Source organism: Legionella anisa (genome assembly GCF_001467525.1).
Classification (GTDB): Bacteria; Pseudomonadota; Gammaproteobacteria; order Legionellales; family Legionellaceae; genus Legionella; species Legionella anisa.
In genome coordinates this window covers 133,364-148,887 of the sequence record NZ_LNXS01000021.1, presented here as the reverse complement: position 1 = coordinate 148,887, position 15,524 = coordinate 133,364, and the positions used below count along the sequence as shown (strand labels likewise).

The window sequence follows — 15,524 nt, the reverse complement described above, 5'->3', positions numbered from 1 at the left end:
AAGGTGTTTCTCTGTATCAGTGCTCTGTTTTCGCAAAATTTTTGCATGGTGTCTCAGTATCGATTTGTCCAACGCCCTCTCCCCGCGAAGAACAGTATCTTACTATTCAAATTCCTTGCGCGGGAGAGGGAGCAAATCGAAGCAAGATTAAGTGATGTGCCTAGATGAATGCTGAGGAGTCTACAAAAAAATTAGATTTTAATGGTTCTTGAAAAACGCTATCTTTCACAGTACATCTTTGATCTAAATAGGGATTTAGGATGCCATTCTTGGTGTTTTATCAAGGACGTGCAACTATTCCTTTTGCTTTTACCGGACAGTAGTGTGCCTTCGCAGGGATGACAGAATATGCAGGGATGACAGAATACTCAGGGATGATAGAATATACACGGCATCCAGACAGAGCTTTTGCCTTGGAAATAGACCCTATTTAAATCGGAAAAATTTTTGAACCCGTCTGCTATCTTCGTTAAAAATTAGTTAGAATGATGAGGGTTGGTATAAATTAAAGGGAGATAATGAGCGGAACCATTCTTAAAAATCGATTGCTTGTTCGACTTGTTCTGATGGTTTTTATTGGAATGGGGTGTATGGTTCAAGCGTATGCATTTTCTCCTGATAGCAAGAAGCAAACCAATACAACTTCTATTGCTGCTCAGGTCAAACCAAAACAAAATCAGGAAATCATCGTATTAATACATGGTTTGATGCGTACTTCCCTCAGTATGTGGCCATTAAAAATTTATCTAAAAAGACAAGGTTATGTAGTTTATTCCTATAGTTATCCTTCTGCAAAATTCAGTATTCAAGAACACGGAATTTATTTGAATCAGTTTATTAAAAATTTATTAGAAGAAAACCCAGGTGCTAAAATTAATTTCATTACTCATAGCCTTGGAGGCATTATTACCCGAGAGGCACTATCCAGCCTTTCACCAAAACAATTAAAAAATATTGGTTGTCTCATCATGCTGGCTCCACCAAATCAAGGTTCAAAGCTGGCGAAGCTTTCTACTGAAATATTTCCTATGTTCACTTCTCCAATTAAACCATTGGTTGAATTGAGTTCTGATCAAACCTCATACGTACATCAGGTATCGGTACCAAACATTAAAATAGGAATCATCGCAGGGCGCTATGATGCGAAAGTACCACCTGAATTTGCTCGTTTAGGGCAAAATGAGCCAGTGATTGTTAATTCCAACCATACTTTTATTATGAATAATGCAAAAACGAAGCAGTTAATTATGAGTTTCCTAAAAAAGGGAACTTTTGCACCAGTAAGCGCAGAGCGTAACTCTGAAAAAAGTGGATGAAAATTTGTCTAGAAGAGACGTAAAAGCCCAACTCTGTTCTTAATGTTACCAGATCGCCATCGCCATTTTCAGATCTTCTTCTTCGTCGTCTTCTTTTAAGCCCCAATCGTAATCTGTTCCTTCATCATAGCCTCGAATCATGGAACTTAACGTACGGATAATGAAAAGAATAGGATGAATGGCAATACTGACTACACTGAGTGCAGCACCTACTATATCATCGACAAGATTTAAAGCATGGCTTGGCAAACTGGGCCAACAAAAGGGATTTAAAAGAAAAAATGGAGTAGCAACTACACGTAATAAAAAAGCAGCCAAGTCATACAGGGCACGAAATATATGACAGAAAAAGCTGGTAATCGCATCAAGATGAAAGCCAAAATTATAGTAAGGATAGAACTTAAATTCTGCATAAATTGCAGCAGCTGCTGTATATGTGGCATTAAAAAAGGTACTCAGAATGATTCTCCTGAGAAAACAACAGAGCACCATCTTATCTCATTTTTTATTATAGTGCTATGGGTTGACTTCTTAACTCAAAGGAATTTTTTTGCTATGCAAAACAAATACGTAACAGAAGTAATTTGAAAAAATCCATTTTAAAATGTAGGGAGCTATTATTTTTAGAGACCTAAACGAATTAATCCAGTATTTGTTTTCTCAAAAATGAGTTCGGAAATTGTTTTACTTAAAAGATCACGCACGACTTGTTTTTTTTCTAAAGTGGTCTCCTCAGAAAGTAAATCTTGATACACTCTATGCTCATCGCTAAAGGTGCATTGGCAAAAACCATTGATTTCTCGAAGTTGTTGACACAAGTAGGTAATTGAATCATTGTGTTCGTTATTAGGTAACACCATTTGAAATTCATTTTCAAGCTCTTCTGCCTGAGCATAGGTTGCTAAAAGTAATAAAGTATCAAATACCTCAAGACGCTTCGCTTTCTCGCCTTCATCAGGGGTTTTCTCAAAAGTATCGCGCATCGAGTCAATAAACTGTTCTACCTTCTCTTTCTCGCGTGCAATTTTTTTCAGTAAACGAGCATGCATTGTATGTTCCTTTTGATCTAAAAATGATTTATATCACATTAATTTTTCACTTTATATATTATAGATGCAAGTTGTCTTTTAATTTATAATCTGTAATCGTCTACTGATATGATATCTGCTGTGTACTTGATTGGGGATCAATGATTTGTTCAACAATTAAATCAACATCTTCATGCATCAAACATTCTTTTTGAACTGCTTTTAAACTACCGAGTTGTCCATACAACAAAAGCATTTGTAATAAGGGTTTTTCAGCTGTATTTTCTCGGATTTTGTTTTTAACTTGTCCTGGATCGAGAACTTCCATAATTATCTGTCCATGTTCCTTTTTAACAGTTAAACAAGGCATGTTATTTTCACCATTTAAAACAATTTTAAATCCGTAATCCATTACTGCGAATAATGAATCAATCTGAAATTCAGGTCGTTTTAATTTGTCTAAAAAAAGATGTTGATCACTTTTCGCTTGAACATTCACTCGTGCTTTATTGAAAAAAGAGGCCAAATACATCAAGGAGCCTTTATCATGATTAATGATTAGCGTCTTTTCTCCATGCGTATCTACAGTAGCAATCAATGGAGGAGTTACTCCACGCGGTATATTGGTATTATAAAATGCAATGGTTGTATTGGGGGCGCAAGAAATGAGAAGGTTGATGCTTGCCGTCTTGTGCATATGAAGTAAACTGGTTGTGTTCACATAGCGTCCTTTATCCGCCGAACCACTTTCTTCTTGTTTTGCTCTATCATAAGAGCGTTTAACGGCCAAAGACATATCATCCAAACACGCACAGACTACTACAGAATGATTATTTTTTTCTACTAAAGCTTTTTGCGACGGCTTATAAGTCACGCCGTCTATAATTACATTGGGTCTTTTATCTTTTTGGGCTAAAATACGTTCTTCAACAAGTTCACTGATCAAATAAGCGCTATCTTGTGTACGGATAAAGACTTGATCGGTTTCCTGTTTTTCAAACATCTCTGTAAATGGCATAAATATGCCTCGATAATCATCTGTGGCTAATGAAACATAATCCTTTCTTTGTTCTCGCTTAATGTATTGATTGGAAATAGTACTCTTACCACTCGCTGCAGGACCTAAAAAGACTAAATGGCGATTCTCGGCAATTGGATAAACTGTTTTCTTTTCCAGCTTAGATTGTTGAGCAAAATAGTCCAAATTGTTATCCAAAAATTCGGACATCATTTGGTTTACCAATTGTTTTTGGATTTTATTTTTTGCCATGATCAAACATGATTCGAATTTCAATTGATATTCATAGCTGTCCTTGCTCAAAGAGGGGTATATTTTTTCCATCCTTGCATGCGCATTTTCGACACAACGGTGACGTAGATCTTCTCCTTCCAGTAAAGCGTAAATTTCTGACCAATTAGTTATGAGTTGTAGATAATGAGAGCTTGATTTCAAAATTTCGTGAAATAATTTTTGTGCAAGCTCGTTCACTTCTTCAGTATCAACTTGATAATCTGTAATTAATCGTGCAGAAAGATGAAGCATCAATGCAGTTTGCAATTTGGGTACTAGGACATCAGTTAACCACTCTTCATGAGCGGCATTTGCATGCTCGAGTTGTTCTTGAATGTCACCTTCCATAAAATTAGGCTGTAATATACGATTATATGTTTCCTGTAATCTTCGTTCCTGAAGACTCCATCGATTAAAACCTTTAAGTGTTATAACATGTCTCATATTGAAGTGTTCAACAGCAGTTTCCCTCACTTTACTTAATCTTCCAGGAACTAATTTAAATGAACCCTCAGGTGGTACCAGTGCTTCTCCGCGTGGCATAATGACTTCTACTTCAGGACGCAATGTTTCTAATGAAAGCGTTTTATGACCTTCACGAGTACTGCGCGTGATCCTGATGCTATCTAATTTTTTTCCATGAGGTTTTGTTTCAGCTGATTCTGTTTTATGAGAATGAAGAATATCCAGTAACGGCTTTTCCCCAGAAAGATGAAGCGGTGCTCTGTGTTCTTGTCGGGGGGGGGGGGGGAGCTTTACAGGGATGTTGGATGCTCGAGGGTCGCCATTTTTCTTATTGTAAAATTGAATCCCTGCATGAATCACTTCTTTGGTAAATTCACTTATACCTTGAATTTCTCCATTTAAATTCCCAGGAATAACATCGAGTATTTCATTATCTCGGTTATAAAGGATTGTCATGACATAATCATGAGGATTAACATGCGTATACGCAATTTCGGCTAATTTCGACTTACCCACAATTTCTGCAAAGGGTTGAGAATGAAATGATTCTTTACCGCGAACGATATAGAGAATCTTTACATCTGTCATACCGCCAAATTTGAGGGCTACATCAAATTTATCTGTAACGGATCGTGTCCCATCAATCCCTGTAGTTGCCAAGGTGGCAGCAGTTCCGGAGCGAGTTTCATGTTTTTTAACATTATTTTCTTGTCCGGCTAATAGATGACTGTCCGCAGAATATTCACCAGACCGGGTCATTTTCTTGGCGAAAAATACTGTTTCTTCTAGGGAGTTAGTTAGGTGCCCCCCTCTAAAAACAACAGGTGCTTGAGTCAGATTTAAGTGATCATTTTGATAACTTTGCACTGTATGATAATGATGAACATCCTTTTTAAGATAGGTTGTCAACTTTCTTTTAATTTGCTCTCTAAAAATAGGAGAAGGAGGTATAACAAGACCTGATTCATTTGTTAAAAATGATAGGTTTTTCTTGTTTTTTACGTCACGAACAGCAACAAAATTTCTATCATTCACTAATCCATTAACCAAATCCATCAAATGCAATTTCCAAATTCTATCTGCATCTCGACTGTCAGGGACATATTGAATTAACTTATCATCGGGTGAAAGGAATAGGATTTTTTTGATAAAATTTTCAAAATTACCTGCTGTTGAAGGGAACTCATCTCCAGGTTGTAAAAGTGGCGTGTTGCTATAAAATTTTTTAACTTCTCTTAAATGAATGATCAGTTGAGCTATTTTCTCATCTAATTCCTGATCTTTTGTATTTGGATTATCATCAAGGCTAGCGATTAGCGCAGTGATTTCCTTCATTAAAGTACCAACAGCATCGATCTCTTTTTTAAATTCTTCATTTATTTCTGCTGGTTCTTTCATTTGTTTTATCCAAGTATCCAGTACTTGGTTATAACGTTGACATGCTCCGTCAACCAAAAGATCTTTTAATCGATCTAAATTCCCCTGATTTAGCCACTGATAAAGAGTAAATTTATATCCTTCATCTTTAACGAGATCGACTGCTGGTAAATGAGATAAAAATAAGCTGCTACCAACATCATTCTCCAAAAAAGCGATTCCTTTATCTCTTAATGCCACAGTATTATTCCGTGCGATATCTCCAGTATGACCTCTTTGAGATGTGATTTTCAAAAGATCAGGTAAATGGCTTCTTAATTCTTCTTCAGTAGTTTGTTCATTGACAGTAAAATTGCATTCACTGAAATGAATTGTTGCGGTAATTTCATTGCCACTTGGATCAACGATTGTATATTTTAATGTGTCATGGAGTAATGTGATATATAAGGTATTGGACTGCAGTGGTCTTGATTTGGGTGGTTGTAAACTTAAATCATAGCTTATTGCCTGGAAAAAATTTAAAAGGGATTGACTATCAATTTCTTTAGGCGCTTCTACTTGGCTACTTTTTATTCTTCCCTTATTAAACTCGGAAGCAAGATAACCGGTATATGACCGGAGAAAAGATTCATATAATGGTTCATTTGCCATAAAAGCAATGAACTGATAATAATCATCTTCTTCTGTTATTTCGTCGAAATTAGGGAAGCTCTTGGTTAATTTTTTCTGTACATACAAAAATTGAGTGAATACCGCATCAAATTGTTCAAGTGTGGAAATTCCTGCCAACGTTAAATTTTCCAAGGTCAATTTGTTAGATTTTTTAGCAGTAACATGTAATGCCAATTTTTGTACAAACAAAGCATAACGTGGATTGCTCTGTAATTTTTCTATCGCTTTTTTCAATCGCTCTTTATTGAATTCCTCATGTCCTATGCGCTGAATCACTTCTTCTTGGATATTAATTTTTTGTTTTTTAGCATCTTGAAAAAGAACAAGAGCAATTTCTGGGGCAATATTATCCCATTGATAAATTACACCATCAGCAGCTTGTTGCTGTGAATAGCTGGTAGCAGATAGGCCAATGGCACTACGTAAAGTACGGTGATATTCATACCGTGACAAATCTGTATCCGTCAGCGAGTCAAAATTTATTCGTTGTTTTGAGTACAATCCGGGCATATTCGCATCAATTGTGTAATTAGTGAGCTAATAATTTATAGCATAAGATTATTAAGGATTAATGAAGTGATGATTAAGATTTTATTATGATGAGAATAAATCGAATCGTATAATTAAGAAAAATAAGGTATTTATCAAATCAATTACTGGGAAATATTTATCTCCATGAACAATCGCCATATCAAATTGTACGATGGAACTACAATAAATTTTAATGAATTGGTTTTATCAATCTCTAATGTCTAACCAGCAATACAGGGGTTTTGGATATGCGAATGAGTTCTTCTGCAACACTGCCAGTAAGTATATGATGGATTCCACGACGACCATGAGTACCTATAACAATTAAGTCAGCAGACAATCCAGTTGCTTCATCAACAAGCTTTTCTGCAATTTGTGCTTTAGAAGGGGTGAGTTCGGTGAGTTTCATTTCAAACTCTACTTTTGAGCGACTGAGTATTTTTTTCATTGAATTTAAAACTTCTTGCCCTTGTTTTCTAGTGAGCGCAACAAATGTTTCTCGATCGACATCACCTTCATACAACGTATCAATTATATGAATCACGCATATCTTGGAGCCCTGGTTTTTTGCGACTTTAATTGCTTCTTTTAATGCTAAAACGGATGCTTTAGTATCATCCACTGCCACCATAATTTGTTTGTACATAGATGGGACTTCCTTGCCAGTAAAATTGTTTATTTAATAATGGAAACACACCCTAGCTTTGCTTGCAATAATTGATATTATATATCTTTGTTGTTATTAGGCGTATGTTGTAATTCTTAGTGGAGATTGGTAGATTAAAAAAAATTAAGGATATATGCTGGAATAAGTTAGAAACAACTAGGGCCTGTTTACATTTTAGCGAAATGTAAACAGGCCCTAAAATACTTTGGCTAAATGATCGATAGGAAGAATGATGTTTTTTAATCAAAAAAAAATTTACTACACTTTATTGTTGCTGGGACTATATTCGTCAACAGCAAGTTCGGCGGGTCACGTTCAGACACATCCTCCTGTACATAGAAGTGGTTATGCACTGCTTCAGGCGGGTGGTTATTGGTTGCATCAAGGCCAAGCGCAGCATATTAATATTAACGGATTGATTGGTGATGATTTTACCGTAACGAATCATAATGACGAAAATTATTTAGTTGGTTTGGCTTATTTTGTAGATGGCCACCAGACTAAGTTATTTGATATGTCCTATGGAATAAATGCTTATTACCTTGCTAAAACTTCAGTGAATGGTTTTGTCATCCAAGAGAACTTATTCCAAAATTTATCATACCATTATAATGTAGACCACTTCCCTATTTATATAATGGCTCGCGCTGCACTTAATACAAAAAATCCGGACTATGGATTAATTATTGATGCGGGGATTGGTCCTAATCTTATCAATGCGCGTAATTTTAAAGAGTATTCACTGGACGGCCAGACACTCCCTGATAATTTCTTCTCCAGAGATCTCACGGCACAATTTAGTGCAGCCGCAGGAGTTCATATAAAATTGAACCATGTTATTCGTGGCGGCGTGCCTTTGGAATGTGGTTATCGCTTTTTCTATTTAGGAAAAGGCCACTTCAGTTCCCTCAACGATCAAGTAACAGAACCCTTGAGCACAGGCAATACCTATGCCAATGCATTAATCTGTGGGTTGGAATTTGAAACTTAGAAATTAGGGTGTTTCTATTTGCTCCATATAGTGTAGCGCTGGGTGCAGCGCAGCGAAACCCGGGTTCCGCTGCGCTGCACCCAGGCTACAAAAGCCAAACTGAACTGAGCAAATAAGTTTAAGGACGTCTAATCCAATTGATAAGCCATTTTCCTTCATCAGTTCGTTCAAGACAAGCCATAGTTCCTGGAATAAAAGCAACAATGGAGCTGTCTTCATTGAGTAAGGCGAGTTTACCAATTAGTTTACCCATAAATGGCATGTGCCCTACGAGCATGATGTCGTGTTGTTGCTGATTTATTTCATCTACGATCGGACTTACGGGATCTAGAGGTTCCAATCCTTGATGAAATTCAATCTTTTTTGATGAGGATAAATTGGAAGCCAATATTGCCGCAGTTTGCTCGGCTCTATGTTTACTGCTGTGGAGTATGCGACCAATTTCTATTTTTTTCTCAGTAAGAAAATGTCCTAAACGCTCAATATCAGTCGTTCCTTTTTTACTAAGAGATTGTTGGGGGTCTATTTCTTTTCCTAAATTTTCTCCATGCTGAACAAGATAAATTTTCATGGCGGCTCCTTGCTACCTGAAATTGTAGTATTAAGTATAGTACGATGCGATCATGTTTTAGTTTCTTTAACGCGTGGTTACTTTCTCAAATGAAAAATGGCGTATTTTGTCGAAAGCCGTATTAATTCAGTATGTCCAATCCCTATAATTTAAGTAAGCACTTTATTATAAATGATCTGAATATTTAGAGTAAGTTGAAAAAATAAAAGTAATAAATAGGGGTAGGAGTAGTGAAGGATTTTCAAAGAGATTTATTGGTCTATTATGGTTTGTTTATGACATTGGTATATGATTTTACCTGTAGCAAGCTCAATAATCGTTCCTTCAACTCCTGAATGTTCTAAATCACATTTATCACTCAAATGTATTTTCAATGCATCGACGTTTTTTCCGGTTATTTTAGAAATAACTATTTCCTCTATTTTAACTATGGCTTCATAGGGATCGTTCTCTATAGGTGAGTTCATATCCTATACCTCCAATTTACTGCTCCTATATATAGTATAGTGCAAACTGATTATTTAACTGGCTTAAATACGTACAAAATTGCAGTTGCAACCTAGGTGCAGCGCGGAATTTCTCGGGTTCTGCTGCATAGCCCTCAAGCGAAGCAGAAAATGAACGTTGTTCATTCCCGCGAAGGCAGGAATCCATCCATGATGGAGTACTTGCCAACATAAAAATGGATCCCCGCTTGTGCGGGGAGACAGAGTTACTTGGGGATGACAGATTAACTTGCGAATTGCGTTAAGGCTATAAAATACTAGTTACAGAGGCTTTTATAAGCAGCAACGAGACTATTGGGATTAGAAACTGGCAAATCTGTATCAGCACTCCACATAATGGCGCCTTTAAGTTGCTTATCCTTGATAAATCGACATACTGCTTTAACTACTTCAGGAGATTGGTAGCCAACAAATTGTTTCGCTGTTGAATTGTAAAGATAAGAACCGGTAATGAACGAATTGTTATTTTCATCCAAGGCATTCACGTGGTAGATTTTATAATTGAGTTGATTTATCAATTTATTTACGGCTTTATAAGGTAAAAGACCATCTTGTATTGAATACTCAGCAGCAAAATGGCTGGCACCAGACCAAGGTTGTTCAAAGCCTGGAAGGGAGGGGTTTTCGCCAGACTCTACTCCAGAAAAGCCTCGTCCATAGGCAGCTAAACCTACTTGCAGTTTTTCTTTGGGTGCTCCATACGCAAGAACCTGTTCTGTAATGGAATCGGTTGCATAGTTTATTGCAAACTCATCTTTACGGTTGGTCTCAGGTTGCTTTAAATAAGCATGAACTGCTGTGTAAGGATCGCCGCTTTGTGACCAGGGGCCGTGCAAATCATAGGTCATTAAATTGATGCTGTCTGCGTAATTTGCAATTTGTTTAAACCATCCGCCATCAACGCATTGGTTGATTTTTTCCAAATAGTCTTTATTCACGGTAATGGTTACAGAGATATATGCATCTTTTCCCAAAGTGTGTCGACTGGCTTTAACTAAATCAAAAAGATGTTTGTAGTCTGTTAAGGTGCTTGCATCAGGAGGTAATTGGCCGCCAGTTTGCTGATCAATAGGTGGTTCGAAATCATAATCAATTCCCTTTAAATTTTTAAAATGACTCATCCAGGATTTAAATTGATTTAGGAATTTGTCTTGATTGGCAAAGATTGCAGCAAATGTGGCTGTACTGACTCCTTTATTATCTACTGTATTCGCTCCGCCAATGGCAATGATACGTTTTGCAGTATATTTCTTGGAATGAATAAAAGCGCCAAAACTATTGAGTTGTCCTACTCCTTTTTGATCTGTGTAATTAAATAATTCCTTTTGACCGGTGTTGCCGTTCATTTGTACGGAAGTACAGGCGCCTTGATTTACAGCGCAAAAGTCCAGGAAATCTTTAGTCTCTGGAGGTAAGGGGGATATCCAGGAGCCCTCTAAAGGTAACTCACCCCAGAGATCGGCAAAGTGCATTAAACCATCCCAACTGGAAGGGATTTGGTACTGTGCTTGATTGGGATCTTTGCTATTCCATACTTGTAAAAAGCTCCAGGCAATGACATCAGCCTTATTAAATTGAGCAACCATTTCTGGATTGGAAACATAGGCTAATTGTCCATAAGGTCGACCATTTTTATAAGCGCCATCATATTCATAAGGATTTTGGCCATACATAGACCAATTGGTGGTATATAAGGTTAATGTTGCATTGGCTGCTGCAGGAATAAGAGATGCGGCAAACATGGTTAATCGCATAATTTTCTTCAAAAAAGTCATTATGATTCTCCAATAGACAAGTGGTTAAATTTTAATACTTGTAGTTGGTGAGTAGCCACTGTCATTTATGACAGGGGTCATAAGGTTAATAATTGATGCGCTAATGCCTTAGCTAAAGATTGATATTTATTTTTGGTACCTAATTTTTTATTGATTTTTTGAATATGAAAATTGATGGTTCGCTCGCTGATTTCGAGTCGTTGTGACATCTCTCTGACGGAGTGTTGTTCTGCAATCAACAATAAGCATTGAATTTCTCGTTGGGTTAAATGAAATGCATCTTTTTCACTGACCTGATCTAAAAGATGGGTCTGGATGTAGTGGTAATAGTGATGTGCTGCAACAAAGAATTCATATTGTGCACAACTCTCTTGTAAATTACATTGTTGATTTTGCATTTGTACTAATAACAAAATTGCAAAATTATTATGCGGACCATGAATAGGAATTGATAGACCTGATTCCGCGCCAAATGCTATAGAGTCTCTACGCATTTTCCGCTCTGACTCACTAGTTGCTTGAGCCAATTGCTGTTTTAAATTCCAATAAATCGGCAAATGATTGTTATAGACAAAGTTTAGTGTACTGTCGATGCTATGGTATTGTTCAGCAAGGTAATGTTGATGCCAGGATTTGAAGTTGGCAGAACACATATCATATTTTAAGCGATTGGCTGAATTTGGATGGTAGGCATAATAAGTGAATGAAAATGTAGTAATGCCTTTTTTATTTAAATAACAATTCAAAGCATAATCGCAATCAGTCAGTGAGGATGCTTGTACTAATTCATTTTCTAATGTTACGAGGAAATCAATCATACTTATTCATCACTCTGCAGGTTATAATGACTAATGCTGTATTTGCTGCAAAAATATAAAGAAAAAAACCGGAATATCCCAATAGTTGTTCTATCCAGCCACTTAATCCGCCAAAAAGTACATAACTTAAAGCCATGATGGAAGTACAGACGGTATACATTGACATCGGATAATCGCTTTTATTGGCAACCTTCAAGAGATATCCCATATAAGTCCCATTGGCTAATCCCACGGAAAATTGATTCAATAAAACGACAAGATAAAGTAGAGGATGATTCGCATGAAAAAAGGGGAGTAAGAGGTAAAGTGAATGACCTAGTAGCAAGAATAGAGTCACATTTTTTAGGCATTTTTCAAGTAGAAAATGTGTAATAAGCCATCCAGACACAAAAATACCCAGCATCAAGAACATGCTTCCAGAAATTCCATAGAGTTGTCCTACCTGATATAAGTTGAGACCTAATCCTCCCCTGTCCAGCAAAAATAAAGGAATAATTTTTTGCATCTGCGCTTCGGAAAAATTGTATAAAAAAATGAAGAATAAGATCGGATAGATTGACGTATGAAAAAGAAGTGTTTTAAAAATTTGGCCATAATGCGGATTAATTGATTCTTGTTTTGTCTGGTTTTCTGGAATTCTGGCTTTATGATATAAGGTGAGTAAAAAACCTATAATAAACAAGCTGAAAAAAAAGATTGGCCATATCTTAAGTTCGTAATTCAAGGCTAAGCTGCCAATAAGGGCCAACAATCCTCCTTTAATGATTAACCGACCCATTTGATAAAAGAAACTTCGTAAAGCGACATATCTTTTTTGTTCTTCACAATTTAAATTAAGTAAATAAATGCCATCTGAGACAATATCATGAAGTGAGGAAACAAAGGCAAGAGCTGCGAAACTTAATGAACTGATCACAAGAAAATTGGGATTTTCGACACAAAATGTCAATATTATAAAAAGAAGAGTCACAGTCGCTTGAGTATAAAGAGTTAATTTTTTTTTCGTAGCAAGATTTTCCAGAAAAGGAGCAAATAGCGGTTTAATTGTCCAAGGTAGCATGAAGAGACTGGTTAAAAGAGCAGTCTGAGTATTGGTCATACCATGCTGTTGATACATAATGGTTGCGATCAAAGTGACCACCACATAGGGCATACTTTGAAAAAAATAAAGACTGGCTATCCATTGATGATTCTTTGGAGATGTTAAGGAAAACACGGGTTAATTCCAATCTAATGTTGCCCACATTGTAACATAATCGGTCATCAATGAGAATGGAACTCAATTTATTGCGGATTATCATCATCTTCTTCAACCCAGCAATCACTTGGACCTCCAGGTGGTATTGGGCGTCTTGACATTGGTGTCGGATGAAATTTTGCTCCTTTTTCATTTTTGGTAGTGCGTGTTGCTTCTTTTTCTCGATGGGTGTTGATAATTCGGGTTAAGGTATCAATTAGATTTTGTTCTTTAAATAAAAAAAAGAGATCATTATCTTGGATGGATTCATCGGATTCACATTTGCCAATTATGAATAAATTCGCATCATTTTTATCATTAAAGTTTGCAATTTCTCTTTTTTCCAAAACATCTTGTGCCTTAAACATCACGTGGAATGGAAGTTGAATAAGATAAAGATCTCCATTACCTTCTGCATAGTTTGCATGGGCAACAGAGATAGTTTCCCTATTTATTTCATGCAATAAATCAGAATTATCATAGAGCCTGAAAATAATTTTTTGTTTTTCCAAGTCTGCATTTGCTGATTTTTTCGCAAGAAAGATGTGTGTGTCATTTAATTCGCTAAAATCGGCAATGACTTTTTCTTCACCGCGTGCAAATTGTTCCGTAATTTTATATCGCATAATCGAATCGTTTTCTTAGAAATAATGAGGTCATCTATTGGCCATTGCTTAAAAATATTGTATAGCCATAGCAATCTATATTAAAACAAAATTTTAAACTGATGTTGTTATGGTACCAAGAATTGGTTTTAAGTTTTTCTCGTAAACACGCATCTGTTGGCTGGTAAGATAACTGTCCCTTTTTGTCAATCGTGGATTGGAGAATAATTACTTTAGGCTTTATTTTCATTACTTCCTCACATTGCCACTTATATAGATCTTGATGCCAGCTCATTGCTTTATTGTTCAGGCAATACGAATCTAAAAAATTCAAATTACTTCGGTAACCAATCAGACCAACATCACCCAACGAGACCCAAGATCCTTTTGGTACATAACGATCCAGCCAATCCGCAACACTTTCTCTTAATTTTTCCCCTTTCTGGAGATTGATAGTATAAGTACGATACGCTTTTAGACTCATTGCTGGGATGAAGAAAAATGCGATAGCCCCAGCGATAATATATAAAGTAAATGCATAAACTTCATTTCTTTTTGGTAAATACTTGTCAAGAAAACGCATCAATCCCTGTAAGGCAAGAGGAAGAATTAAGGCAAAAGCAGGCAGAAATAAACGGTTGAAATATGCTGAAAAGGGTGCAGCTTTCCCTAAAAGCAGCAAGTAAGTAAGTGTTGGTAACCAAAAAAAGTAAAGCCGCTTATCTTTTGACTTATAACTCGCTACAACAGCAAGTAATAAAAAAGGCCAGGCAAAACGTAAATACGACCAATCCAATTTAAAGATAAACTCATTGCTGAAACCTTTGCAATAAATGGGGTTGGGAAATAACCGCCCAAAGTAATGCCACCTCCAGAGAAAATACGGCAAAAAAACTCCAGAAAATACTAGCCCACTTGAAAAAAGAGACCAGTAATATGTTTTAGAAAAGGATGGTCGATCCCAAAGCGCTAACGCATAAAATAGTAAAACGAGTACAGGAGCCTCAGGACGTGTGAATGCTGCTAGTGCAAAAAATAGTCCCGCAAATGCTAAGAATAAGGGCTTTGAATCCGTGCGTTTCACGGGGAATGGGTTATAACCTATTCCTCGCAATAGAAAAAACAAGCCAAAGCAAATAAATGCCTGGTAAACCGCTGTCTCCATGCCGCTCACCGCCCAGAAAATTTGCCCCCTGTACACTAACAGCCAAAAACAAGGAATAAATGCAAACCAGACTGTGCATAATAATCTGGACAAACAATATACTGCCCAGGTTGTAAAAGCCAATCCCAAAAAACCTGCCACTTTTAATAAAAGAATAGGATTTAAATTTAAAGCCATGCCCGCAGAAGAAAGCAGAAGAAAACTAAAACTGGAATATCCTTCTACTGGTGCTTCATTAAGATTCCATAGCAATCCATTTCCGCTTATCCAATGTTTGGCATAACGTAATGGAATATAAACATCATCAATAATAAAAGGCCAGGCAGCAAGAGACTGTAAAAGAAGAAGGTACGTACTAATAAACAGTATAAGTAGTATATATAGTTTTTTAGACATTCATGTTCATCGATCCCGTATTATACAAAGTTAGCTATAAGTCCCATTATTCTAAATTTGTATACGGAAATAATTGGGTGTTCAATAATAGTAGAACAAAAGATACAAAAAAC

Annotated in this window: 13 protein-coding genes; 2 read left to right on the top strand and 11 right to left on the bottom strand. The window is 36.5% G+C overall.

The features are described from left to right. Positions 1–518 precede the first annotated feature (518 nt). Positions 519–1,316, top strand: coding sequence for an esterase/lipase family protein (locus Lani_RS07275; RefSeq protein ID WP_019234421.1), 798 nt, complete (start codon positions 519–521; stop codon positions 1,314–1,316). Between the two features lie 45 nt (positions 1,317–1,361). On the opposite strand, the gene Lani_RS07270 is transcribed toward Lani_RS07275, so the two are convergent. From Lani_RS07270 to Lani_RS07255, 4 genes are all read right to left on the bottom strand, one after another. Continuing rightward, positions 1,362–1,808, bottom strand: a complete 447-nt coding sequence (locus Lani_RS07270) for a hypothetical protein (protein ID WP_019234422.1) — start codon at positions 1,806–1,808, stop codon at positions 1,362–1,364. A 131-nt stretch (positions 1,809–1,939) separates the two neighbouring features. Then, positions 1,940–2,365: a hypothetical protein gene (locus tag Lani_RS07265; RefSeq protein ID WP_019234423.1), complete on the bottom strand. Its 426-nt coding sequence runs from the start codon at positions 2,363–2,365 to the stop codon at positions 1,940–1,942. Positions 2,366–2,465: 100 nt separating this feature from the next. Then, positions 2,466–6,659 carry a zeta toxin family protein gene (locus Lani_RS07260; protein WP_058388489.1) on the bottom strand — a complete coding sequence of 1,398 codons (4,194 nt, stop codon included), beginning with the start codon at positions 6,657–6,659 and terminating at the stop codon, positions 2,466–2,468. Positions 6,660–6,894: 235 nt separating this feature from the next. Further along, positions 6,895–7,326, bottom strand: a complete 432-nt coding sequence (locus Lani_RS07255; protein WP_019233885.1) for a universal stress protein — start codon at positions 7,324–7,326, stop codon at positions 6,895–6,897. A gap of 250 nt (positions 7,327–7,576) precedes the next feature. Between Lani_RS07255 and Lani_RS07250 the strand changes: the two genes are divergently transcribed. Continuing rightward, a complete protein-coding gene (locus Lani_RS07250; RefSeq protein WP_127908222.1) occupies positions 7,577–8,338 on the top strand; it encodes a hypothetical protein in 762 nt (253 codons plus the stop codon). Positions 8,339–8,456: 118 nt separating this feature from the next. Here Lani_RS07250 and sixA read toward each other — a convergent pair whose 3' ends face one another. The 7 genes from sixA to Lani_RS07210 all read right to left on the bottom strand — a co-directional run bounded on the left by sixA (position 8,457) and on the right by Lani_RS07210 (position 15,411). Then, a complete protein-coding gene (gene sixA / locus Lani_RS07245) occupies positions 8,457–8,909 on the bottom strand; it encodes a phosphohistidine phosphatase SixA (RefSeq protein WP_019233887.1) in 453 nt (150 codons plus the stop codon). Positions 8,910–9,160: 251 nt separating this feature from the next. After that, positions 9,161–9,376 carry a hypothetical protein gene (locus Lani_RS07240; RefSeq protein WP_019233888.1) on the bottom strand — a complete coding sequence of 72 codons (216 nt, stop codon included), beginning with the start codon at positions 9,374–9,376 and terminating at the stop codon, positions 9,161–9,163. 296 nt (positions 9,377–9,672) lie between these two features. Further along, the gene (locus tag Lani_RS07230; protein ID WP_019233890.1) at positions 9,673–11,190 is read right to left on the bottom strand and encodes a glycosyl hydrolase family 18 protein; all 1,518 of its coding nucleotides are present in this window, start codon (positions 11,188–11,190) and stop codon (positions 9,673–9,675) included. 77 nt (positions 11,191–11,267) lie between these two features. Next, positions 11,268–12,008 carry a helix-turn-helix transcriptional regulator gene (locus tag Lani_RS07225; protein ID WP_019233891.1) on the bottom strand — a complete coding sequence of 247 codons (741 nt, stop codon included), beginning with the start codon at positions 12,006–12,008 and terminating at the stop codon, positions 11,268–11,270. Further along, complete coding sequence (locus tag Lani_RS07220) at positions 12,001–13,224, bottom strand: MFS transporter (protein ID WP_058388488.1); 1,224 nt, start codon at positions 13,222–13,224, stop codon at positions 12,001–12,003. Before Lani_RS07220 ends, Lani_RS07225 begins: the two co-directional genes overlap by 8 nt. Before the next feature lie 68 nt (positions 13,225–13,292). Continuing rightward, positions 13,293–13,871, bottom strand: a complete 579-nt coding sequence (locus Lani_RS07215) for a hypothetical protein (RefSeq protein WP_019233894.1) — start codon at positions 13,869–13,871, stop codon at positions 13,293–13,295. Positions 13,872–13,905: 34 nt separating this feature from the next. Further along, the gene (locus Lani_RS07210; RefSeq protein WP_019233895.1) at positions 13,906–15,411 is read right to left on the bottom strand and encodes a hypothetical protein; all 1,506 of its coding nucleotides are present in this window, start codon (positions 15,409–15,411) and stop codon (positions 13,906–13,908) included. Between the last annotated feature and the right edge of the window lie 113 nt (positions 15,412–15,524).

Bases quoted from the DNA above. Each gene is read 5' to 3' on its own strand.
- Lani_RS07275 (WP_019234421.1), top strand. From the start codon at position 519: ATGAGCGGAACCATTCTTAAAAATCGATTGCTTGTTCGACTTGTTCTG.
- Lani_RS07270 (WP_019234422.1), bottom strand. From the start codon at position 1,808: ATGGTGCTCTGTTGTTTTCTCAGGAGAATCATTCTGAGTACCTTTTTT.
- Lani_RS07265 (WP_019234423.1), bottom strand. From the start codon at position 2,365: ATGCATGCTCGTTTACTGAAAAAAATTGCACGCGAGAAAGAGAAGGTA.
- Lani_RS07260 (WP_058388489.1), bottom strand. From the start codon at position 6,659: ATGCCCGGATTGTACTCAAAACAACGAATAAATTTTGACTCGCTGACG.
- Lani_RS07255 (WP_019233885.1), bottom strand. From the start codon at position 7,326: ATGTACAAACAAATTATGGTGGCAGTGGATGATACTAAAGCATCCGTT.
- Lani_RS07250 (WP_127908222.1), top strand. From the start codon at position 7,577: ATGATGTTTTTTAATCAAAAAAAAATTTACTACACTTTATTGTTGCTG.
- sixA (WP_019233887.1), bottom strand. From the start codon at position 8,909: ATGAAAATTTATCTTGTTCAGCATGGAGAAAATTTAGGAAAAGAAATA.
- Lani_RS07240 (WP_019233888.1), bottom strand. From the start codon at position 9,376: ATGAACTCACCTATAGAGAACGATCCCTATGAAGCCATAGTTAAAATA.
- Lani_RS07230 (WP_019233890.1), bottom strand. From the start codon at position 11,190: ATGACTTTTTTGAAGAAAATTATGCGATTAACCATGTTTGCCGCATCT.
- Lani_RS07225 (WP_019233891.1), bottom strand. From the start codon at position 12,008: ATGATTGATTTCCTCGTAACATTAGAAAATGAATTAGTACAAGCATCC.
- Lani_RS07215 (WP_019233894.1), bottom strand. From the start codon at position 13,871: ATGCGATATAAAATTACGGAACAATTTGCACGCGGTGAAGAAAAAGTC.
- Lani_RS07210 (WP_019233895.1), bottom strand. From the start codon at position 15,411: ATGTCTAAAAAACTATATATACTACTTATACTGTTTATTAGTACGTAC.